Annotated in this window: 16 protein-coding genes and 1 riboswitch; of the genes, 11 read left to right on the forward strand and 5 right to left on the reverse strand. The window is 39.0% G+C overall.

Going from position 1 to position 22605, the window contains the following annotated elements:
* The first annotated feature begins 68 nt into the window (after positions 1-68).
* On the forward strand, positions 69-830 hold the full coding sequence (locus C1A05_RS00785; protein ID WP_102026269.1) for a hypothetical protein: 762 nt from the start codon (positions 69-71) through the stop codon (positions 828-830).
* Between the two features lie 54 nt (positions 831-884).
* On the opposite strand, the gene C1A05_RS00790 is transcribed toward C1A05_RS00785, so the two are convergent.
* A complete protein-coding gene (locus C1A05_RS00790) occupies positions 885-1838 on the reverse strand; it encodes a DMT family transporter (RefSeq protein WP_102026270.1) in 954 nt (317 codons plus the stop codon).
* A gap of 122 nt (positions 1839-1960) precedes the next feature.
* Positions 1961-2064, forward strand: a riboswitch (purine riboswitch).
* 150 nt (positions 2065-2214) lie between these two features.
* Here C1A05_RS00790 and guaB point away from each other — a divergent pair.
* The 3 genes from guaB to C1A05_RS00805 are packed head-to-tail and all read left to right on the forward strand — an operon-like array spanning position 2215 to position 5728.
* The gene (gene guaB / locus C1A05_RS00795; RefSeq protein WP_102026271.1) at positions 2215-3675 is read left to right on the forward strand and encodes an IMP dehydrogenase; all 1461 of its coding nucleotides are present in this window, start codon (positions 2215-2217) and stop codon (positions 3673-3675) included.
* A 25-nt stretch (positions 3676-3700) separates the two neighbouring features.
* Positions 3701-5239 carry a glutamine-hydrolyzing GMP synthase gene (gene guaA, locus C1A05_RS00800; protein WP_102026272.1) on the forward strand — a complete coding sequence of 513 codons (1539 nt, stop codon included), beginning with the start codon at positions 3701-3703 and terminating at the stop codon, positions 5237-5239.
* 18 nt (positions 5240-5257) lie between these two features.
* Positions 5258-5728 carry a DUF3052 domain-containing protein gene (locus C1A05_RS00805; RefSeq protein WP_102026273.1) on the forward strand — a complete coding sequence of 157 codons (471 nt, stop codon included), beginning with the start codon at positions 5258-5260 and terminating at the stop codon, positions 5726-5728.
* A gap of 20 nt (positions 5729-5748) precedes the next feature.
* Here C1A05_RS00805 and C1A05_RS00810 read toward each other — a convergent pair whose 3' ends face one another.
* Positions 5749-7239 carry a peptide MFS transporter gene (locus tag C1A05_RS00810; protein WP_102026274.1) on the reverse strand — a complete coding sequence of 497 codons (1491 nt, stop codon included), beginning with the start codon at positions 7237-7239 and terminating at the stop codon, positions 5749-5751.
* A gap of 310 nt (positions 7240-7549) precedes the next feature.
* Between C1A05_RS00810 and rlmN the strand changes: the two genes are divergently transcribed.
* Positions 7550-8623, forward strand: coding sequence for a 23S rRNA (adenine(2503)-C(2))-methyltransferase RlmN (gene rlmN, locus C1A05_RS00815; protein ID WP_102026275.1), 1074 nt, complete (start codon positions 7550-7552; stop codon positions 8621-8623).
* Between the two features lie 88 nt (positions 8624-8711).
* On the opposite strand, the gene C1A05_RS00820 is transcribed toward rlmN, so the two are convergent.
* Positions 8712-9605, reverse strand: a complete 894-nt coding sequence (locus C1A05_RS00820; RefSeq protein WP_102026276.1) for a DMT family transporter — start codon at positions 9603-9605, stop codon at positions 8712-8714.
* A 204-nt stretch (positions 9606-9809) separates the two neighbouring features.
* Between C1A05_RS00820 and C1A05_RS00825 the strand changes: the two genes are divergently transcribed.
* Complete coding sequence (locus C1A05_RS00825) at positions 9810-10982, forward strand: iron-containing alcohol dehydrogenase (protein WP_102026277.1); 1173 nt, start codon at positions 9810-9812, stop codon at positions 10980-10982.
* Between the two features lie 100 nt (positions 10983-11082).
* Here the strand turns inward: C1A05_RS00825 and C1A05_RS00830 are convergent, their stop codons facing one another.
* Together C1A05_RS00830 and C1A05_RS00835 are read right to left on the reverse strand one after the other, a co-directional pair.
* Complete coding sequence (locus C1A05_RS00830) at positions 11083-11472, reverse strand: acyl-CoA thioesterase (RefSeq protein ID WP_102026278.1); 390 nt, start codon at positions 11470-11472, stop codon at positions 11083-11085.
* Between the two features lie 144 nt (positions 11473-11616).
* The gene (locus C1A05_RS00835) at positions 11617-14871 is read right to left on the reverse strand and encodes a DEAD/DEAH box helicase (RefSeq protein ID WP_234998236.1); all 3255 of its coding nucleotides are present in this window, start codon (positions 14869-14871) and stop codon (positions 11617-11619) included.
* A 530-nt stretch (positions 14872-15401) separates the two neighbouring features.
* Here C1A05_RS00835 and C1A05_RS00840 point away from each other — a divergent pair.
* Genes C1A05_RS00840 through C1A05_RS00860 form a run of 5 tightly spaced genes read left to right on the forward strand, consistent with a single transcriptional unit; the run spans position 15402 to position 22603 of the window.
* A complete protein-coding gene (locus C1A05_RS00840; RefSeq protein WP_102026280.1) occupies positions 15402-16325 on the forward strand; it encodes an aspartate carbamoyltransferase catalytic subunit in 924 nt (307 codons plus the stop codon).
* On the forward strand, positions 16282-17568 hold the full coding sequence (locus tag C1A05_RS00845; protein WP_102026281.1) for a dihydroorotase: 1287 nt from the start codon (positions 16282-16284) through the stop codon (positions 17566-17568). The genes C1A05_RS00840 and C1A05_RS00845 overlap by 44 nt, the downstream gene beginning before the upstream one ends.
* Complete coding sequence (locus tag C1A05_RS00850; protein WP_102026282.1) at positions 17561-18658, forward strand: carbamoyl phosphate synthase small subunit; 1098 nt, start codon at positions 17561-17563, stop codon at positions 18656-18658. The genes C1A05_RS00845 and C1A05_RS00850 overlap by 8 nt, the downstream gene beginning before the upstream one ends.
* Positions 18651-21851, forward strand: a complete 3201-nt coding sequence (gene carB, locus C1A05_RS00855; RefSeq protein ID WP_102026283.1) for a carbamoyl-phosphate synthase large subunit — start codon at positions 18651-18653, stop codon at positions 21849-21851. The genes C1A05_RS00850 and carB overlap by 8 nt, the downstream gene beginning before the upstream one ends.
* Positions 21848-22603 carry a dihydroorotate dehydrogenase electron transfer subunit gene (locus C1A05_RS00860; RefSeq protein WP_102026284.1) on the forward strand — a complete coding sequence of 252 codons (756 nt, stop codon included), beginning with the start codon at positions 21848-21850 and terminating at the stop codon, positions 22601-22603. The genes carB and C1A05_RS00860 overlap by 4 nt, the downstream gene beginning before the upstream one ends.
* Positions 22604-22605: the final 2 nt, after the last annotated feature.

Genomic DNA, 22605 nt, shown 5'->3' on the forward strand with positions numbered 1-22605 from the left:
GAGCAGAAGTCCCGTTTTAGAAAGGGTCGCATAAAATAAGGAAAAATGGTTGTAAGGGATGTGAATGCATGGCTTTATTTATTAATTCAGGAGATCATCCAAATGTCTATAAGAATAACACGCAGCTGAAGGAGCCGAATCAAGGATATTTACGTATTGATTATTTTTCCGAGATGGTCAAGGAACAGAAAAAACTAAACAAAACGATGGTGACCTCATTTCAGGATTTACAGCGAGCATACGAACAACAGCGGAATATACAGATTAGCCAGTGGAAGGAAGTCGGAAATCGTTTAAAGGAGCTGCAGCAAAGCGATATGCAGCACGAGGAGTTTGAGACAAAGACGAAGCATTGGATAGCAGAATTGAACCAAAACAGTGAACAGTTACATGCAATGTTAGAATCAGAAAGTGCATTAAATCGTGAAGTCATAAAGCAAATAAATGAATTAAGCCAATCTCATAATGAAGTATTAAATCAAATTAGCCAGTATGACTTGTCTAACCAAGAATTATACAATCAGATGAGCCAATTAATGGATCTGCAAAAGGACATGTTAAACAGGGTTCACGTTCAAGATGAAAAACAAAATCAAATGCTAGGTAAGTTAGATAATCAAGAAGCATTAATGGAAAAAACACATAGACAAGTGACACATTTGCGTTCCATTTTATATGAGCGTGCCAGCTTTCTAGCGGAGAAAATGGAAGAAAGCTATAATGTTATGGCTTCGTTCTTCTATAACCTACTAACAGGCTCGGATCCATCTTTAAATCTTTTTGTAATGAAAAAGAAAGATGTAGAAGATAAAAAAAGTCATAATGGTTGACCCGATTGCAGTACAAAGGCACTTCACTCTTATTCCAAAAGTGCTTTTGTACTGCTATTTACTTATGGAGGTTGATCGACTAACCTTTGGCTTTGGACGAATGGATTTCATACTATGAAGAATCATTCCAAATACAACAAGTAGAATACCAAATATAGAAACGGTGCTTGGAAGGTTGGAATTTAGGAAAAGCATTTCCCCAATCAGTGCAAAGACAACCTCACCTGATTGTGTTGCTTCTACTGCTGCTAATTTTTGGTTATTACCATGGACAAGCTCAGTGGCGTAGAAAAATAGAGTAGTAGCTATGATTCCTGAGCTAATAGCAATAATTAGGGTTTGAAGTATTTGGCTTGAGCTTGGGAGTCCGTGCATGAAGAAGCCGTAAATAGATAATAGAATCCAAAATGGAGTACTAGCAATGGTCATTCCTAAAATTCGTTGAAATGTATTTAATTTGCCATCGACTACCTGCATCATTTTCCGATTTCCTAGTGGATAGGCAAATGCAGATACAATAAGGACAAGCACACAAATGATTACACTCATAACAGGTACAACGGAAGCGTGCTCCAATTGCATTAGAAAAACCCCAATGACAATAATGGAAGAAATAAGAACGCTCTTGATTGGAATCCCTTCTCTGTCTGTGTGCTTCCCATTTAAAAATGGTACCAGTAACGACCCTGCTACAATCGTAATTTGAAATGTTGCTGCTACTAGCCAACCTGGCCCGTAGACTGTGGCAAAAGTGATGGGTGCGTAAAAAAGACCAAATCCAACTGTACTCCACCCTATCCAAGCAATGGGCTTTTTTTTCAGGTGCTGAAGTACAGGTTTTACCCGTTTTTGCATGCCTACAATAATGAATAATATTGGGAGCATAAAGAAAAAGCGAAGAGAGGCGCTCCAAACCCAACTCCCACCTTCTAATTCCATGGATCGGTTTAACACGAAGGTTGTAGAAAAAAACAAAGCACCTAAAATGCCTAAAAGGATGGCTTTCATTTGATCGTCTCCCTGCGAATTTAACTATTTTGTATTATCTAAAGATAATGAAAATTTAAGAATAATTCAAGTTATAACGAATCCATTGACTTTATTCTATTTGTCCGTTATGTTAGATAACAATATAAAAGGAAATGCGCTCACGTATAGGATCAGTAATAAGGTCTGATCGTTTCTACTTGGTGACCAATGTAAATACCGGACTACGAGAGAAATAGCTTTAAATAGGCTTTTTTGTATACATTTGTGTCAAAAGTCCAGTTAAAGATTTCTCCTCGAACAGGAAATCTTTGACTGGGCATTTTTATTATTTGGGGTTCATTAGAGAATACTATTTTTTACTAGAAAAAATAAAAAAATAGAAAGGAAGATTTATGTGTGGGAAGACAAATTTAAAAAAGAAGCATTAACATTTAATGATGTACTACTAGTTCCGGCAAAATCTGAAGTTTTACCTCATGACGTAGACTTATCTGTTCGATTAAGCGACAAGGTGAAATTGAATATTCCCATTATGTCCTCTGCAATGGATACTGTAACGGAAGCGAAGTTAGCAATTGCAATTGCTCGTGAAGGTGGAATTGGCGTGATTCATAAAAACATGAGCATTGCGGAACAGGCTTCTGAAGTAGATCGGGTAAAACGCTCTGAAAATGGTGTTGTCACGAACCCATTTTCTTTAAAACCAGAGGAACAAGTATATAAGGCAGAAGAATTGATGGCGAAGTATCGTATTTCGGGGGTTCCCATTGTAAATGACGAAAATACATTAATTGGAATTATAACGAATCGTGATTTACGTTTTATCCATGACTATTCTGTAGCCATTCGTGAAGTGATGACGAAGGAGAACATTATTACTGCTAAAGAAGGGACTACATTAGAAGAAGCGGAAGCCATTTTAAAGAAACATAAAATCGAAAAACTGCCAATCGTAGACAGTCATAATAAATTGAAGGGCTTAATTACAATTAAGGATATTGAAAAAGCGATTGAATATCCGAATACAGCAAGAGATGAACATGGGCGCTTATTAGTAGCAGCTGCAATTGGTGTTTCCAAAGATGCATTTGATCGTGCCGAAGCATTAGTAGAAGCAGGGGTAGACGCTTTAGTTGTAGATACGGCTCACGGACATTCACGAGGTGTTATGGAGACCGTAAAAGAACTACGCAAAAAATATCCAGACCTCACGTTAATTGCTGGCAATGTGGCGACTGGCGAAGCTACAAAAGACTTAATTGAAGCGGGCGTATCGGCAGTAAAAGTTGGAATCGGACCAGGCTCTATATGTACAACTAGAATTGTTGCGGGTATTGGTGTACCACAGATAACAGCTGTTTATGACTGTGCGACAGTGGCAAGGGAATATAACATCCCAATTATTGCAGATGGTGGGATACAGTTTTCCGGTGATATTACAAAAGCACTTGGAGCAGGGGCAACTTGTGTCATGCTAGGTAGTCTACTCGCTGGTACAGAGGAGAGCCCAGGAGAATTTGAGCTTTTCCAAGGACGTAGATATAAAGTATATCGTGGTATGGGCTCGATTAGTGCGATGGAAAAGGGAAGTAAGGACCGTTATTTCCAAGAAAACGCGAAAAAGCTAGTACCAGAAGGAATTGAAGGACGCACACCGTATAAAGGACCACTTTCTGAGGTAGTATTCCAGTTAGTAGGTGGTATCCGTTCTGGTATGGGTTATTGTGGTGCGAAAGACGTAAAAGCATTACAAGACAACGGACAGTTCGTTCGAATAACAGGTGCAGGCTTAAAAGAAAGTCATGCACATGATGTACACATTACAAGAGAGGCGCCTAATTATTCTATTAATTAATTGGCGGTAATGAAAGGGGATTACTTTGGATAAACAACAGGAAACAATTATTGTATTAGATTTTGGTGGGCAATATAATCAGTTGATTGCAAGACGTATTCGGGATCTAGGGGTGTTTAGTGAGCTTTTACCAAATGACATTTCCATCGAAAAGATTAAAGAATTGAATCCTAAAGGAATTATTTTTTCTGGGGGACCAAACAGTGTGACAGATGATGGAGCTCCGAAGTGTGACGAGCGTATTTTTGATTTAGGTATACCTGTTTTAGGCATTTGTTACGGTATGCAGCTTATGGCACATCATTTTCAAGCAAAGGTAGACCGAGCAGAGTTTCGAGAGTATGGAAAAGCTACACTTCAGCTTACGAACGAATCGAAGCTGTTTAAAGGTTTAGATAGAGAGCAAACGGTTTGGATGAGTCACGGCGATTTAGTATTAGATGTACCTGCGAATTTCAAGATTGACGCACAGAATCCATCCTGTCCAGTAGCGGCCATGAGTAATGAAGCAGAAAACTTATACGCTGTTCAATTCCATCCAGAAGTACGACATTCTGAAAATGGAAATGAAATGCTACGCAACTTTATTTATGAAATTTGTCAATGTGAAGGAAACTGGACAATGGATGAAATAATCAAGCAGTCCATTTCAGAAATCCAAACAAAGGTTGGCAATAAAAAGGTGTTGTGTGCACTTAGTGGTGGTGTCGATTCCTCTGTTGTGGCTGTGCTTCTTCATGAAGCGATTGGGGACCAGCTAACGTGTATTTTTGTAGATCACGGTCTATTACGCAAAGGGGAAGCAGAAAGTGTAATGGAGACCTTTGCAGATAAATTTGATATGAATGTTATTAAAGTCGATGCAAAGAAGCGATTTTTGGATAAGCTAAAAGGGGTTTCCGACCCGGAACAAAAGCGTAAAATTATCGGAAATGAATTTATCTATTTATTTGAAGAGGAAGCAAATAAGCTAGAAGATATGGATTTTCTTGCACAAGGAACCCTTTATACAGATATTGTAGAGAGCGGAACAGCCACTGCACAAACGATTAAGTCGCACCATAATGTTGGTGGACTTCCCGAGCATATGAAAATGGAATTAATTGAACCATTAAATACTTTATTTAAAGATGAAGTGCGAAAGCTAGGCGAAGAATTAGGCCTTCCAAAAGAAATTGTGTGGAGACAACCATTCCCTGGCCCTGGACTTGGTATTCGTATTTTAGGTGAGGTTACGGAGGAGAAGTTAACCATCGTTAGAGATTCAGATTATATTTTACGCGATGAGATTGCGAAGGCTAATTTAACTGATTCCATCTGGCAATATTTCACAGTCCTGCCTGATATCCGTTCTGTTGGTGTCATGGGGGATGCAAGAACATATGATTATACCATTGGCATTCGAGCCGTTACTTCTATTGATGGAATGACTGCAGACTGGGCACGAATCCCTTATGATATACTAGAGAAAATTTCCACTCGAATTTGTAATGAAGTAAAGGATGTAAATCGTGTTGTTTATGATATTACTTCTAAGCCACCAGCAACGATTGAGTGGGAGTAGGCTTAAGGGAGGTTTCACGTGATGGATGTACATCCGATTTTAAAGAAGCTTCAGTTTAAAGATCAAGGACAGCCTGTTCTACTTATTCAAGCACCAGCTTCATATGAACAGGTTCAAAAAGCATTTCAAGGTGTAGTACACACAGAACCACGATTGGAAAGCTATGATTTCATTCAAGTTTTCGGTGCTACAAACGTAGCCTTACAAGATGCAGCAAAAGGTGCTGTAAAATACGTAGCTGAAGATGGTTTGCTTTGGCTCTGTTATCCAAAAAAATCATCGAAAAAGTATAAAGGCTCTGATTGTAGTCGAGATACTGTAACAGGAATGCTACGTGAGGAAGGCTATGAACCAGTTCGCCAGGTTGCGATTGATGAGGATTGGTCTGCCCTTCGGTTCCGAAAAGTAGAGCAAATAAAGAAAATGACTAGAAACTTTGCCGTGACAGACAAAGGTATCGAGCGAACAAAGAAAAATGGACAAGCATAAACGCTTGTCCATTTTGTTATTTACTTTATACCCTTCATGAATTTTTCAATTTTAGGGGAAATCGCAAATAATAGGATACTTAGGATAATGGCAATACCACCTATAATTCCAAAATAAAGAATTTCTGATTCTTCGTTATAAAACTTAACGATTTGTGCATTAATTGCTTGTGCTGCAGCACTTGATAAGAACCATAGACTCATGGTTTGAGCAGAAAATGCTGCTGGAGCAAGCTTAGTTGTTGCAGATAGTCCAACTGGAGATAGTAAAAGCTCTCCTAATACAACAATCAAATAACTTAAAACAAGCCATAAAGGACTAACCAATGAATCTGTTCCAGCAAGATAACCTGGGATTAAAATAACGATAAAGGATAGACCAGCTAATAGAATACCTAAGGAAAACTTTTTCGGTACAGATGGCTGACGATCCCCTAATTTCACCCACATACCTGCAAATACAGGAGCTAGGAGGATAATGAACAATGGATTTAACGACTGGAACCACGCTGGTGAAATATCAAATCCTAAAAAGTTTAAGTCTGTTCGATTATCTGCGTAATGGGCAAGAATAGTTGATCCTTGTTCTTGAATAGCCCAGAACATTACGGCTGCAATAAATAATGGAATATACGCGAGAACTCGTGAGCGCTCTTCAGGTGTCGTTTTTGGACTGCGATACATTAAAGTGAAATAGAAGATTGGTAAACCAATTCCTAATATACCAACTAATGCGATAAAGCTATCAAAGGTTAAAAAGCCTAATGGAATGAGGATAGCTGCTAAAATACCAATGACAATAACACCGATTGTTGCGATAGTATATACTTTTTTCTTTTCTTCAGGTGCCAACGGGTTCGGTACATACGTGCCTGCTAGACCAAGATTTTTCTTTTTCGTAACCACAAATAAGATTAAACCAATTAACATACCAAATGCCGCTATACTAAATCCTAAGTGGAAGCTATAATCCATTAATTCTCCAACGATTAGTGGAGAGATGAATGCACCTAAGTTTATTCCCATGTAAAAAATACTAAAGCCTGCATCACGACGATCATCTGTTTGACTATATAAGTCCCCAACGACACTAGAAACGTTTGGCTTTAATAAACCAGTTCCGATAATAATGAGAACCATGGAAACTAGGAACATGGTTAAATTTCCTGGGATTGCTAGAGCAATATGACCTAGCATAATTAAAATACCACCATAGAAAATAGCCTTTGAAGTACCAAATATCCGGTCTGCTAACCATCCACCAATAATACCAGACATATAGACTAGTGAACCATAAATAGACATAATGGAAAGAGCGGTTGATTCAGGAAGACCTAAACCACCTTCCGATACTTCATAATAAATATAATAAACAAGGATTGCTCTCATGCCATAGTATGAGAAACGTTCCCAAAACTCTGTAAAGAATAGTGTGAACAAACCTTTCGGGTGCCCAAAAAACCCTTTTTGTGGGACACTTTCTACGATCTTCTGTTTATCGATTGATGCCATACGTAAACCTCCAATGTTTAAACAAAACTTTAAATTATCAAAATATTTTCTATAAAACGTGTCAAAAAATGTCTAACACATAGTTTTTAATTATAAAACTTTTTTTATTCTTATGCATTAATTAAAAAATTTCAGAAATGTATACAGGTTACATAATTGTTAATTTAAGGGAATATAACTGGGAAATATTCGATTTGCTACATAGCGTTATTTTCAGTAATATAGAAGAAGTGAACTTTAATATTAGATAGGGTTTTTTATGCCCATTTATTTGGATAAAGGAATGCACATTAGGAAAGAAGGTTTTAAAATGACAAAACAGTCCATATATGGTCTTACCTTTGATCAATTAACAGATTGGTTAGTAGAACATGGACAAAAGAAGTTTCGGGCTTCTCAAGTGTGGGATTGGCTATATAAGAAGAGAGTTACCGATTTTCAAGAAATGCGAAATGTAAATAAAGAATGTATTGCTTTGTTGGAAGAACATTTTTATATACAATCGTTAAGCGAAGAAATAAAACAAACCTCAGCTGATGGTACGATTAAATTTTTATTTAAATTAGAAGATGGCAATTTAATTGAAACGGTTTTGATGCGATTTAATTATGGCTTATCTGTTTGTGTTACCACTCAAGTAGGTTGTAACATCGGCTGTACATTCTGTGCAAGTGGTCTTTTACGTAAAAATCGTGACTTATCAGGTGGAGAAATTGTAGAGCAAATTATGAATGTACAACACCATTTAGACGCCCAAGGCAAGGGAGAAAGAGTAAGTCATATTGTCGTGATGGGTATCGGGGAGCCATTTGATAACTATACGAACCTTACAAACTTTTTACGTGTGGTGAACGATCAAAATGGATTATCTATCGGTGCGCGTCATATTACCGTTTCTACTAGTGGTATTGTGCCGAAAATTTACGAATTTGCAGATGAAGGGATTCAAATTAATTTAGCGATTTCCTTACATGCACCAAACAATGAATTGCGTACAAATATTATGAAGATTAATCGTGCTTATCCAATTGAAAAATTAATGGATGCGGTAGATTACTATTTAGAAAAGACAAATCGACGGATTACGTTTGAATATATTTTATTAAATGATGTCAACGACCATAAGGAAGAAGCGATACAACTAGCAAAACTGCTTCGGAATAAGCGTCATTTATCGTATGTGAACCTCATTCCTTACAATCCGGTTGATGAGCATATTCAATATGAGCGAAGCCTGCCAGATAACATACAAGTTTTCTACGATACGCTGAAGAGTAGAGGAATTAATTGTGGGGTTCGTTTAGAGAACGGTACAGATATTGATGCTGCATGTGGCCAGCTAAGAAGTAAACAAATTAAGAAAGAAAAAGCTACTGCAAAATAACGTAGTACAAATAAAATCCGAACCTTGAATACGATCCTCTCCATCGAGGCATCGTATTGGTTCGGATTTTTTGCTTTGTAGAAATTTATTACAGTTTCTCAGCCGTTCGTTGGAGGCTTTTTGCTTTACTTTGCGCTCTTAAAAATAAAAATACGCCAACTAATACGAACAACCCACCTACCATTTGTAACCATTTCAAGCGTTCTCCTAACAAAAGGACTGCTAGTATTGTAGCGCCTACAGGTTCTCCTAATATACTCATGGAAATGGTTGTTGTATTAACATAGTTTAATAGGTGGTTGAAAATCATATGTGCAATGGTTGGGAAAATCGCTAATAATAGAAAAATACCCCATTCAGATGCTTCGTACCTAGTAATTGAGATCCCTGCAGTAAAGTTGTAAAGATGTAAAAATAGACCTGCAAACAAGAATACACAAAAACTATAAATCCAATGGGAAATCCTTTTTACCTTTGCTTGTCCGATTAACAAATAACATACTACTGCAATAACGCTTAGGAAAGATAGCAGATCCCCGATAATGACGGACGCATCGTTAAATTGAACATCTCCCCATCCAATTAGGACGACCCCAATAATGGAAATACATATGGTTACTAGAGAAGAAAGGGTTGTCCTCTCCTTGTAAATTAGAAAACCACCTACTAAGGCTACAATTGGTTGTAAGGCGAGTATAATGGTAGAGCTTGCTACTGTGGTCAATTTTAAAGAGCCAAACCATAAGGCAAAATGCAAGGCCAGAAAAAATCCGGATAAGGCTAAAAATAGCCAATCATTTTTTGATAGCTTGGCAATTTCCCTTCGTTTTATCCAAATGATTGGAAGTAGCAGAATACAGGCAAAATACATTCGGTACATACTTGAAATAGTGGCAGGTGCATCAGACCATTTTACAAAAATAGCTGCAAAGGATACGGTAATAATGGATATGGTTAAAAGTGTACCAACAGACGTTTTCATGTTCTCCTCCAAATGGTTTGGTTAAAAGTAGTTTGCAAATAGGTTTAAACGAAACATATTTTAATGTGAAATCCGAATTTGTACAACATAAATACTTGCAGGCGCTTTTTGTATTAGAATACTAATTATATAGATTCTGCGTAAACAAGGAAAACTCCCCCTTTACGTTTAATAGAATAAGTAAGTGAAGGAGGAGGGAATAATATGAATCCATTTGTATCGCCGCAAACGTTGATTACAGGTGAAGGTGTATTAACCGAAGTAGTGGAGCAAATACGAAAGTTTGGTGCATCTAAAGCGATGATTTATGCAGATCCTGGTGTAGTAAAGGCAGGTCTCGTTACTCGCTTAGAGCATACATTACAGCTAGGCGAGATAGATTATGAATTGTTTACTGATGTAGTACCAGAGCCACCGTTAAATATTGCCAATCATGCGGTTCAAGTATTACGAAAAAGTAATGCAGATATCATTATTGGAATTGGTGGGGGAAGTACATTAGATATTGCAAAGGCATGTGCCGTTTTAAGCAGTCATGAAGGAAAAGTAGAAGACTATTTAAACTTAACCGGTACAAAAAAGCTCGTGCATAAAGGATTGCCTAAAATCCTAATCCCAACTACAGCTGGTACAGGTTCAGAGGTAACCGATATAGCAGTTTTTTCACTTGATACGACAAAGGATGTCATCACCGATCCCTATCTACTTGCAGACACGGCAATTGTTGACTATGAACTCACCTACTCCCTTCCACCGCGAATAACAGCCTCGACAGGAGTTGATGCTTTAACACACGCCATTGAGGCCTACACTTCTATACGCGCTTCCGAATTAACAGACACGCTCGCATTAGATGCAATAAAAAGAATTGGCAAAAACATTCGAACTGCTGTATGGAATGGTTCTGATAATGAAGCCCGTAAACAAATGGCTTTAGGTAGTTTGCAAGCTGGTTTAAGCTTCTATAATGCGGGAGTTGCAGGAGTTCATGCGCTTGCTTATCCATTGGGAGGTTTATTTAAAATACCTCATGGAGAGTCGAATGCCGTTTTGTTACCTTATGTATTTGAGTACATATGGCCATCTTGTCTAGGTAAGATGGGAAATGTAGCGGAAGCATTAGGACTTAAAGTAGATCATCTATCTGATAGAGAAGCTGCTATCAAAGCAGTGGAAGAGTTATACAATATCGTTAAAGATGTAGGTATACCTACAACAATTAAAGAATTTGGAATTAAAGAAAGCGATATAGAACAGTTAACTAGAGATGCAGTAAAACAAACCAGATTACTAGCAAGAAGCCCAAAAGCATATACAGAGAAGGACATTCGAGCAGTATATGGAAAAGCATTTGAAGGAAAACTAAAACTAAACTAGAGAATAGAGCGGGTGCCAGGCATTTGCGCATTTTCCAAAGGAAAATCGACAAGTGCCTGGCACCCCCAAAAACTACAAGCACAAACAAACCAAATCAAAATCAAACCAAATGTCCGCTCATCCACTCTCGAATCTCCTCTGGAATCGGCTCTGTAGCTTGCTTATCTAAATTATAATTCACATACACTGCAGTGCTTTTCGCACATAAAGTGTTTTCTTGATAAAGTTCTTCATACAAAGTAAAACTTGTATTACCAATTCTTTTAACCCATGTCTTAATCTCAACATCTTTCCCGTAATAAATCTGACTAATAAATTCAATATTCGAATTAATAATAACGCATTTCCAATTGTTGAAATTATCGTCAGGTGTAAACCTATGAAAAATCTCTTCCCGCCCCGCCTCAAACCAAACCGGCAGCGTCGTATTATTTATATGCCCAACAGCATCCGTTTCCGAAACCCTCGGCCGAATACAAGTTTTAAGCACAAAACCCCCTCCTTTTACACCTAGTACGAAGCGCAGAATCAAAACCAAACTCCCTGCACTTAAAACTGCAAAGCTGCTTGTTTTGGTGCCAGTCACCTGGCGAATTTCCCGGACAGGTTGACTAGCACCCGTTCTTTGCCGTTTTTATACACTTAGCAGTTCACGTATATCTTCTTCGCTCAAACTATTAAACATTGTTTCGCCTGGCTGGATGATTTTTTCAATTAATTCCTTTTTCTTTTGTTGTAAGGCGTATATTTTTTCTTCAATCGTACCTTTCGCAATTAGGCGGAATACTTGAACGACCTTTTTCTGACCCATTCGGTGGGCGCGGCCTGTAGCTTGTTCTTCAACTGCTGGGTTCCACCATAAATCGTAAAGAATGACCGTATCGGCTCCAGTTAAGTTCAGACCTGTTCCTCCAGCTTTTAAGGAAATTAAGAAGATTTCCTTTTCACCATCGTTAAACCGATTCGCCATTTCTACCCGATCTCTAGATGGGGTGCTTCCGTCAAGATAGAAGGAATCAATTCCATTCTTTTGTAATACTTCTCGAATGAGCTTCAGCATGCTTGCAAACTGGGAAAATACAAGAATACGCTGGTCATTTTCTATGGCGTTTTCCACCATTTCAATAAGCTGTGTTAGTTTGCCGGATTCACCGTGGTAGTTTTCGATAAACAAGGATGGGTGACAGCATAGCTGACGTAGTCTTGTGAGTCCTGCTAGAATTTTCATCCTGCTTTTTTGAAATCCTTCTGTCGCAATCGCATCGGCAGCTTCCCCTTGTATTTTTTCAAGGTAACCCACATAAAGCTGTTTTTGTTCTTTTGTAAGGTCGGACATATGCACGGTTTCGATTTTATCAGGAAGCTCTTTTAATACATCCTGCTTCAATCGACGTAAAATAAAGGGACGACTCATCCGAGCAATTTGCTCTTGCTCTAAATTGTTAAAGGTCTTTTTATTTGGGAAAAAGCCAGGTAAAATGGCGTCAAATATAGACCAGAGTTCATTAAGAGAGTTTTCGATTGGTGTTCCACTAAGTGCAAATCGTTTTCCGGCGTTCACCATCTTTACTGCTTTCGAGGTCTTTGTCGCATCGTTTTTAATCGCCTGTGCCTCATCTAATATGAGTGAAGAAAATTCTATTGGCTCATATATTTCAATATCTTGACGAATAAGTGGATAAGACGTTACGAGTACATCAACTCCACTTAGCTCTTCAAGCTGCTTTGCACGTTCCTCTTTGCTTCCACTAATCACTTCTACATGTAAGCCAGGTGCAAACTTATCAAACTCACTTTTCCAGTTATAAATTAAGGAAGCTGGTGAGATAACGAGTGCTGGCAGCTTCTCGCCTTTATTTTCTTTATGCTCAGAAAGCAAATACGTAATGGTTTGTAACGTCTTCCCAAGTCCCATATCGTCGGCTAATATTCCGCCAAAACGATAATGACTGAGTGCTTTTAACCATTGAAAACCTACATATTGATATTCTCTTAAGTCCGCCTGTAATCCTTCTGGTAAAGGATATTCCTGTTCATCTGGATTTTTAATGTCCTGAATTAGCTGACGGAATGCCTTATTGTATTTTGCCCCAGTTTCTTTGTTCATGAATTCTTCCACTTGCAGGCCTCGGAAAGCTGGTAATTTGAGATTGCCATCTTTTACTGCATCGACATTTATGTTAAGCTCCTCGAAAAGCTTTGAAATAGGTGCAAAGGATTCCTCCTCTAATGGTACAAAAGCGCCATCAGGCAAACGGTAGTACCTTTTCTTTTCGGTTAAGGAACGAAAAATATTGGTGATTTCATCCTGATCAATATCGTCGAAGTCAAAATTGATTTCTAGGAAGTTTTCATGTGTATCCAAATCGATTTGAACCTTTGGATATTGTCTTTCTTCTAAAAGCATGGTTTTAACTTGATTTGTCATAAAAATATCAAGATGATTTTCAAGCTTTGGCAATATATCAAAAAGGAAAGAGAAGACTTCTTCCTCATCCTCGATATAAAGCTCACTACCATTGTATTTAAATGAGGCATTTTCAATTAAGTTCATAAATTCTTGCTCTTTTTCAATATCTCGGATTAAAATTTCATTTGTCTTTTCTGGACTATCTGTTTTTGTACCAAATGGGTAAAATACATAGTCATCGTAATGATACTCTAATCGAGCGAACAGCCTTTCCTCCGTTAAATCGAGATAAAGCTTCGCTTGTAACGGAGGCTGAATAATTTCATTAGACACCTCTTCAGATATTTTTAAATCCCCGAGCTTTTTTAGCCCAGGAATAACGTGAGAAAGGAAGTCATCAATACGCTGTCTCGGAATTGGAAGAGTACGGTGCTGGGTTTGGTTCACAATGGTTTCCATTTCCTTAATCATGTTATATTGGGTGTTATTTAACTTATAAAAATGATTATCGATTAATAGATACTTATATTCCTTAATCACGGTAACATTATTCAAGAAGTGCAAGTCTAATTGAAAGCTATCCTGATTATATTCCTCTAATTGGAAGGTAAAAGGTAAAGAGCCATTGCTCCAGTCAAAGCTCGGGAAATTTCGTCGCCCATGCTCTAATTTGCTATTTCTTGATTTCAATAAGTTTAATAAACGGTCCACAAATAATGGTGGAATGGTCAACCCTTTTTGCTTGCTTCCAGAATAAGAGGAGTAATACATTTGGCTGTGAAAAAACTGTTCGCTCTCATTGATGTCCATTAATAGGTCGATAATTTCCTTATCTTCTGGACTAAAGTAGTGTAGGGCTGGGTCGTAAATAAAGTTTTTCGTAAACTCTAATTCCTGCTGATGTTTGACATGTTTTACAAAATCCTTTGTATTCTTAACAACATAAAGCCGGTCCTCTCCAATTCTCATTTCCAGGTCAAGATATTTTGGCCAATTATAATCAAGCTTTAACGTATATTCGCATTTTAGAATTCTTTTTGAAAGACTAGATGCAGCAGGGGTTGTCATATCTGTTGTATCGATATAATTTGAAAATAGATTGATCATTTGTGCAGTTAAATCAGGAGTGCGATTTAATATATGCGCTGCTTCTGGAAAGTCAAACTGATTTAAAAAGGAATCCATTACCTCTTTTTTTGGTGTGTCTTTGATTTCATCTAGTATTTCCAGTGCCACTGCTATAACGTGCTTGCAGCCGTCGTACTTGGAGTGTGCAGGGCAATCGCAATAATGGGAAATGCCACTGTTTAATAGTTTAATATCGACCTCATATGTTTCACTGCCCATAACATCTGCATACCATTTATCTTCTTCCTCGTTATAATATAAATCACGAACACGTCCTTGGTTATAGTACGTTAAACCTCTTCTATATATAGTATCTCCAAACATCCCTTTTAAAGAATTTCGATTTATCATTTGGTACATCCTATCTATCCGTTTTTATAATACTAGCATTCTACTTTTTACAATAAAATATACAAGGATTTATGTATATTTTAAACCATTTGATTGTATGATGAAGTAGGAAAAAATGTTTATTCTTCCATCTTATCATGTTTAGCAAAATTGTTAAGTTTCAAAAAGATATTTAATTCCTATTCGATTTTCATTGACAGATGCAGAAGCGTTTGAAATAATAAAGCAAATGAATAAAGACCTTTAAGATAGCCCCGTGAGGCTAGCAAGGAACCGGTTAAGGATGTATTGGCATAACTATGCCTAATAACCCCCTTTTTTCCTCATGGAGAAAAGGGGGTTATTTTATTAGAAAATTAGTTTGAATCCGGTCCCGCTAATGGAGAACCTTTAATTGATATCCAGAGAGATACAAAAGGTTTGTGAATGAGCTTATTGTGTATATGTAAGTGTGATACTACATGTATGCCTCTTTGCAACCTTTTGCAAGGAGGCATTTTTTTATGCCCATACATGAAGGAGGTATGAGGATGAGGGATTTTATCTCGGTTCATCAGCTATCTGAAATGGAAATTTTCCAGCTTCTACGAAAAGCAGAATATTACCGCAAACAGGAAGTGCAATTTAATGAGAAGCTGTTTGTTGCCAATTTATTTTTTGAGCCTAGTACTCGTACGAAAATGAGTTTTACTGTTGCAGAGCAGAAATTAGGATTACATGTACTTGATTTTCATACCGAAACTTCCAGTGTCCAAAAAGGAGAATCTTTGTATGACACAGTCAAAACCTTTGAAGCAATCGGTGCTAATTTAGTCGTTATTCGTCACGAGTCTGATCATTGGTTTGAGGAGCTAAAAGGCAAACTATCGATCCCAATTATTAATGCTGGCTCTGGAAAAGAAGAGCATCCAACCCAATGCATGCTCGATTTACTTACCATTTATCAAGAGTTTGGTAGATTTGAAGGCTTAAACATCGTCATTGCAGGAGATATCAAGCATAGTCGTGTGGCACGCTCAAACGCCTATGCGCTTCAAAGGCTAGGGGCAAATGTATACGTTAGCTCTGCTCCTGGATTGGAGGATGAAACGTTACACATCCCCAATCTGCCAATGGATGAGGCGGTGGAGGTGTGTGATGTATTAATGCTCCTTCGAATCCAGCATGAAAGACATACGAATCAAGCAGAAACGGCAAATTACTTAACCAATTACGGCTTAACGAAGGAAAGGGAAAGCCGAATGAAAAACGAGGCGATTCTGCTTCATCCTGCACCAGTAAATCGTGGGGTAGAAATAGACTCCGATTTAGTAGAATGCGCGCGCTCGAGAATTTTTAAGCAAATGAACAACGGAGTTTATATGCGTATGGCCATCATTTCCGAATTACTACAAAACAGGGGGGTTAATCATGAAGACACTTTTAACAAACGCGAAACGGTTGGGGCTTTCTAAAGAAATGGAGGTTTGTGAAGTTTTAATAGATGGGCAATTTATCGAAACAATTGCTCCTTCCATTGGGGTAGAGGCAGATCAAGTAATCGACTGCCACGGAAATTTAGTATTCCCGGGATTTATTGATGTCCATGTTCACTTGCGGGAGCCTGGTGGGAAGCATAAAGAAACAATTAAAACGGGAACAGAGGCGGCAGCAAGAGGAGGCTATACCACCATTTGCTCTATGCCGAACACAAATCCAGTGCCAGATAACACGGAAACAGTGAAACAGCTATTGAAAAAAATAAATGAGGATGCTGTTGTCCGTGTATTACCTTATGCCTCTATTACAGAGGGCTTAAAGGGCGAAACATTAACAAATATAAAGGAACTAGCGGATATGGGAGTTTTCGCCTTTACAGATGATGGTGTGGGAATCCAAACAGCCGATTATATGCTGCAGGCAATGAAAGAGGCGGCAGCAGTTGGGGCATCGATTGTAGCCCACTGTGAAGACAACTCCATCGTTTATGGCGGAGTAATGCATGACGGTAAAGTGAGTAAACAGTTAAACTTACCTGGGATTCCATCATTAAGTGAGTCGGTACAAATTGCAAGGGACGTGCTACTTGCTGAGGCTGCAGGCTGTCATTACCATGTGTGCCACGTAAGCACGAAGGAATCGGTTCGTGTCATAAGGGATGCGAAGCGAGCTGGAATTAATGTGACGGCAGAGGTAAGTCCACACCATTTACTGTTAAATGAAGAGGTGATTTCAGAAGACGATGCAAACTTCAAAATGAATCCACCATTACGGGCAAAAGAAGATCAAGAAGCACTCCTAGCAGGATTATTAGATGGAACGATTGATTTTATTGCAACAGACCATGCTCCACACGCAGTAGAAGAAAAAGCAAAAGGATTTCTCGGAGCACCATTTGGAATTGTCGGGTTGGAAACAGCATTCCCATTACTTTATACAAATCTAGTAGAAGCAGGAAAAATAACACTATGCCAACTAGTAGAATGGCTAACGATTAAGCCGGCAAAAGTATTTGGTCTACCTTATGGAAGATTAGCTGAAAAAGCTTTTGCAGACATTACGGTCGTTGATTTAAACAAGGAATTTTTAATCGATAAAGAAACGTTTCGCTCAAAAGGTAAAAACACACCATTTCACAATTGGAAGGTTCGTGGCATGCCTATTTTAACAATCATAGAAGGAAAAGTAGTCTACCAAGAGGAGGATGTATATGCCTAAACGTCAGTTAATTTTAGAGGATGGCACCGTATTTAGTGGAGAAGGCTTTGGAAGTGAGCGAAACACTGTTGGAGAGGTTGTGTTCAATACGGGAATGACTGGTTATCAGGAAGTAATCTCCGACCCATCGTATTGTGGGCAAATCGTGATGATGACCTATCCTCTCGTTGGGAACTACGGGATAAACCGAGATGACTTTGAAACGGTAACACCATTTATTCATGGGTTTATCGCAAAAGAAGTGGCGGACGCACCTTCCAATTTCCGAAGCGTTGAGACGTTGGATCAGTTTTTAAAGGCTCATGATATCCCGGGGATTCGTGGGATTGATACAAGGAAGCTAACAAAGAGGATTCGAAAGCGTGGAACGATGAAGGCGATTATTACGTCTGTAGAACAATCCGCAGATGAAGTCGTAAAAGAACTGCGAGCAACAGCCTTACCAACAGATCAAGTAAAACAGACATCAACAAGCAAACCATACGTAGTACCAGGTAGAGGACACCACATCGTAATGGTGGATTTTGGTGTGAAGCATGGTATTTTACGGGAGTTAACGAGGCGGGATTGCCATGTTACGGTCGTTCCTTATCACTATAGCGCCGAGCAAATTCTACGTTTAAAGCCAGATGGCATTATGCTAACAAATGGACCTGGGAACCCAAAGGATGTTCCAGAAGCAATTGAAATGATTCAACAAGTTATTGGAAAAACACCAATTTTCGGAATCTGTTTAGGGCATCAGCTACTTGCTTTAGCTTGTGGAGCGGATACAGAAAAGCTAACGTTCGGACATCGTGGAGCAAATCATCCAGTAAAAGATTTACAAACAGGAAAAACATATTTAACATCGCAGAACCATAGCTACGCTGTTAACAAAGCTTCTTTAGAACATACAAGGCTTCAGTTAACACAAATTGCCTTAAATGATAAGACGGTGGAGGGTGTATCACACGAAGAACACCCTGCTTTCTCTGTCCAATACCATCCAGAAAGCTCACCAGGACCAGAGGACACGAACTTTTTATTTGATGCATTTTTACAAATGGTGAAAGACAACAAGGAAAAAGAGGTGGTTGCATATGCCTAAAAATACAGCAATTGAAAAGATTTTAGTAATCGGCTCTGGACCAATCGTAATCGGTCAGGCAGCAGAGTTTGACTACTCTGGAACACAAGCATGCCAAGCTTTAAGAGAAGAAGGCTATTATGTTATTTTGGCAAACTCCAATCCAGCAACCATTATGACGGACAATACCGTTGCAGATAAAGTTTATATGGAGCCGTTAACAACTGAATTTTTAATAAAAATCATTCGTAAAGAACAGCCGGATGCTCTTTTACCAACACTAGGTGGGCAAACAGGATTGAATCTTGCGATGGAGCTTGAGAAGACTGGCATTTTGGCAGAATACAATGTGAAGCTATTAGGAACCTCTTTAGAGGCAATTGAAAAGGCAGAGGATCGAGAGCAATTTAGACAATTGATGAAGGAACTGAACCAACCAGTCCCTGAAAGTAAAATCGTAACGTCCGTTGATCAGGCGGTAGCCTTTGCGGCAGAAATCGGCTATCCCTTAATTGTTCGTCCAGCTTACACTCTAGGTGGAACTGGTGGAGGTATGTGCTATAGCGAAGCGGAATTAAAAGAAATTACCAAGAACGGTTTAGCAATCTCACCTGTGCACCAATGTTTAATTGAGCGCAACATTGCTGGATTTAAGGAAATTGAATATGAAGTAATGCGTGACTCAAACGACCAAGCAATTGTGGTATGTAACATGGAAAATATCGATCCAGTCGGAATTCATACAGGAGATTCCATCGTAGTCGCACCATCTCAAACGCTTAGCGACCGAGAATATCAGCTTTTGCGTAATGCATCCTTAGATATTATCCGTGCGTTACAAATTGAAGGGGGCTGTAATGTACAGCTTGCGCTAGATCCGAATAGCTTTACCTATTACGTCATTGAGGTTAATCCAAGGGTAAGTCGCTCCAGTGCACTGGCATCGAAAGCAACAGGTTACCCAATCGCAAAAGTAGCCGCAAAAATTGCAGTAGGTTATACATTGGATGAAATCATCAACCCAGTTACAGGTAAAACCTATGCGATGTTCGAACCAGCGCTAGACTACATCGTAACCAAATTCCCTCGTTTTCCATTCGATAAGTTTGTGTCTGGGGACCGCCGTCTAGGTACACAAATGAAAGCAACGGGCGAGGTGATGGCAATTGGACGTAACTTTGAAGAATCGCTGTTAAAAGGAATTCGTTCTCTGGAAATTGGTACAGAAGAGCTTTGGCTGAAGAGCTTAGTTGAGGCAACAAATGAAGAATTGGAAAAACGATTAGTGAAAGCCGATGACGAGCGAATCTTTGTAATAGCGGAGTGCTTCCGTAGAGGGCGGACGGTGGAAGAGCTTTACCAACTGACAAAGATGGACCGTTTCTTCCTTGTAAAAATTCAAAAGCTTATTGACTTAGAGCGTGTACTTGAAGGGAACCCATTCTCAAAGGAGCTTTTGGAAAAAGCAAAGAAAACGGGCATTTCTGATTCGCAATTAGCAAGGCTATGGAACACAACAATCGACGAAATATATGAAATGCGTACGAAGGAAAATCTAACCCCAGTTTACAAAATGGTAGACACGTGTGCAGCAGAATTTGAATCGGAGACACCATACTTTTACAGCACGTATGAAGAGGAAAATGAATCCGAGGTTACGAGTAAAAAGAAAATTCTTGTCCTTGGCTCGGGTCCAATCCGTATCGGGCAAGGAATTGAGTTTGACTACGCAACGGTGCACTCTGTTCTGGCCATTCGAGAAATGGGCTATGAAGCAATTATTATGAACAACAATCCAGAAACGGTTTCTACCGATTTCAGCATTTCCGACAAGCTATATTTTGAGCCATTAACACTTGAAGATGTGATGCACGTAATGAATCTAGAGAAGCCAGAAGGGGTAATTGTGCAGTTTGGTGGACAAACGGCGATTAATTTAGCGGAGGGCTTGGAAAGACGGGGAGTGAAGATTCTAGGGACGAGTCTAGAAGCGATTGACCGAGTAGAGGACCGAGATAAATTTGAAATGCTACTAGAAGAATTAAATCTACTTCGTCCAGGGGGCAGAGGGGTGCGCTCTCAGGCAGAGGCTTTACAAGTAGCGAATGAAATTGGCTATCCCGTGCTAGTGCGACCATCTTATGTGATTGGTGGTAGTCGGATGGAGATTGTCTACAGCGATGAAGAGCTTAACAGCTATTTGGAAAAGTCAGATGAAATGAACGACAAGCATCCGATTTTAGTAGATAAATATATTACCGGAATAGAGGTTGAAGTAGATGCGATAAGTGATGGAGAAACGACAATTGTTCCAGGAATTATGGAGCATATTGAGCGATCTGGTGTTCACTCTGGTGACTCCATGGCTGTTTATCCACCACAACGTTTAAGTGAAAGTGTGAAAAATCAGTGCTTACATGCTGCAGTGAAAATTTCACAAGCTCTAAATGTAAAAGGACTTATCAATATCCAGTTTATCGTTTGTGGTGAGGATGTTTACATTTTAGAAGTTAATCCTAGAGCAAGTAGAACGATTCCGTTTTTAAGTAAAATTACTGGCGTTACGATGGCGAACATTGCAACAAAGAGTATTTTAGGCAAAAAATTAGTGGATCTTGGCTACGAAACTGGCATTCTTCCGGAAAACGATTATGTTTCCGTAAAAATCCCAGTATTCTCCTTTGAGAAGCTACGTAGTGTGGATACTATTTTAGGACCGGAAATGAAGTCAACAGGAGAAGCAATTGGCTATGACAGAACCTTAGAGAAGGCACTATACAAAGGACTTATTGCATCGAAAATTAAGGTGCCACAGGAAGGTGCCGTTCTTATTACCGTTGCGGATAAGGATAAAGAAGAAGCACTGGAAATTGCAGAGAAGTTTCATCAGCTTGGCTTCAAACTTTTTGCAACAAAAGGTACAGGAGAATTTCTGAGCAAATTCCGTATTCCAGTAACCGTCGTTGGAAAGGTTGGTACAAATGAACCAAACGTATTGTCCATCATTGAAAATGGTCATGTTCAAGTTGTCATTAACACCTTAACATCTGGGAAACAGCCAAGATCGGATGGGTTCTTAATTCGGAGGGAATCGGTTGAGCACGGCATTCCTTGTCTTACAAATTTAGATACAGCGAATGCAATCTTGAATGTGATTGACTCTACTACATTTAGCGCAAAGCCCATGCTGAAAAAAGAGGTTGTGTTTTCATGATGAAACGAGAGAAGGTACTGATTGAATCTTCCGAAGTGATAGCAAAAGATACGGTAGAAATGGTTTTGTATAGCATGTACATTAGTGACGTTGCAAAGCCAGGACAGTTTATCCACATTGCAGTTGAAGGTCATACATTGCGTAGACCGATCTCCATTGCAACTGTAGACCGGGAAAGGGAAACGATTACCATTCTGTTTAAAATCGATGGATCTGGTACGAAGCAGCTAGCGGAATATAGCGTTGGAAAAGAACTAGATGTGATTGGTCCGCTCGGAAATGGATTTCCTGTTAACGAGCGGGACGGTTCTACCATTTTGTTAATAGGTGGTGGAATTGGAGTTCCTCCTTTATACAACTTGGGTAAGTTGCTTGTTAAGGAAGGCTTTAACGTGAAGTCCATATTAGGCTTTCAAACGGGTGCGAGTGTATTTTATGAGGATTACTTTAAACAGCTTGGGGAGACATATGTTGTGACAAATGATGGTTCTTATGGGCATCAAGGCTTCGTAACAGATGTAATGTCAGAGGTGGGAGATTTTGATACGTACTATTCCTGTGGCCCGATTCCAATGTTAAAAGCTATAAAAGAACGACTTCCAGAAAAACATGGGTTTCTATCGCTAGAGGAGCGGATGGGCTGTGGTGTTGGTGCTTGTTATGCTTGTGTTGTTAAAACTCGTGACGAGCAAGGCTATAAAAAAATTTGCCATGATGGCCCTGTGTTTACGAGTCAGGAGGTGATTCTATGAGC

This window comes from Salirhabdus sp. Marseille-P4669 (genome assembly GCF_900240405.1).
GTDB lineage: Bacteria > Bacillota > Bacilli > Bacillales > Alkalibacillaceae > OEQK01.

Bases quoted from the DNA above. Each gene is read 5' to 3' on its own strand.
- C1A05_RS00785 (WP_102026269.1), top strand. From the start codon at position 69: ATGGCTTTATTTATTAATTCAGGAGATCATCCAAATGTCTATAAGAAT.
- C1A05_RS00790 (WP_102026270.1), bottom strand. From the start codon at position 1,838: ATGAAAGCCATCCTTTTAGGCATTTTAGGTGCTTTGTTTTTTTCTACA.
- C1A05_RS00810 (WP_102026274.1), bottom strand. From the start codon at position 7,239: ATGGCATCAATCGATAAACAGAAGATCGTAGAAAGTGTCCCACAAAAA.
- rlmN (WP_102026275.1), top strand. From the start codon at position 7,550: ATGACAAAACAGTCCATATATGGTCTTACCTTTGATCAATTAACAGAT.
- C1A05_RS00820 (WP_102026276.1), bottom strand. From the start codon at position 9,605: ATGAAAACGTCTGTTGGTACACTTTTAACCATATCCATTATTACCGTA.
- C1A05_RS00825 (WP_102026277.1), top strand. From the start codon at position 9,810: ATGAATCCATTTGTATCGCCGCAAACGTTGATTACAGGTGAAGGTGTA.
- C1A05_RS00835 (WP_234998236.1), bottom strand. From the start codon at position 14,871: ATGATAAATCGAAATTCTTTAAAAGGGATGTTTGGAGATACTATATAT.
- C1A05_RS00840 (WP_102026280.1), top strand. From the start codon at position 15,402: ATGAGGGATTTTATCTCGGTTCATCAGCTATCTGAAATGGAAATTTTC.
- C1A05_RS00845 (WP_102026281.1), top strand. From the start codon at position 16,282: ATGAAGACACTTTTAACAAACGCGAAACGGTTGGGGCTTTCTAAAGAA.
- C1A05_RS00850 (WP_102026282.1), top strand. From the start codon at position 17,561: ATGCCTAAACGTCAGTTAATTTTAGAGGATGGCACCGTATTTAGTGGA.
- carB (WP_102026283.1), top strand. From the start codon at position 18,651: ATGCCTAAAAATACAGCAATTGAAAAGATTTTAGTAATCGGCTCTGGA.
- C1A05_RS00860 (WP_102026284.1), top strand. From the start codon at position 21,848: ATGATGAAACGAGAGAAGGTACTGATTGAATCTTCCGAAGTGATAGCA.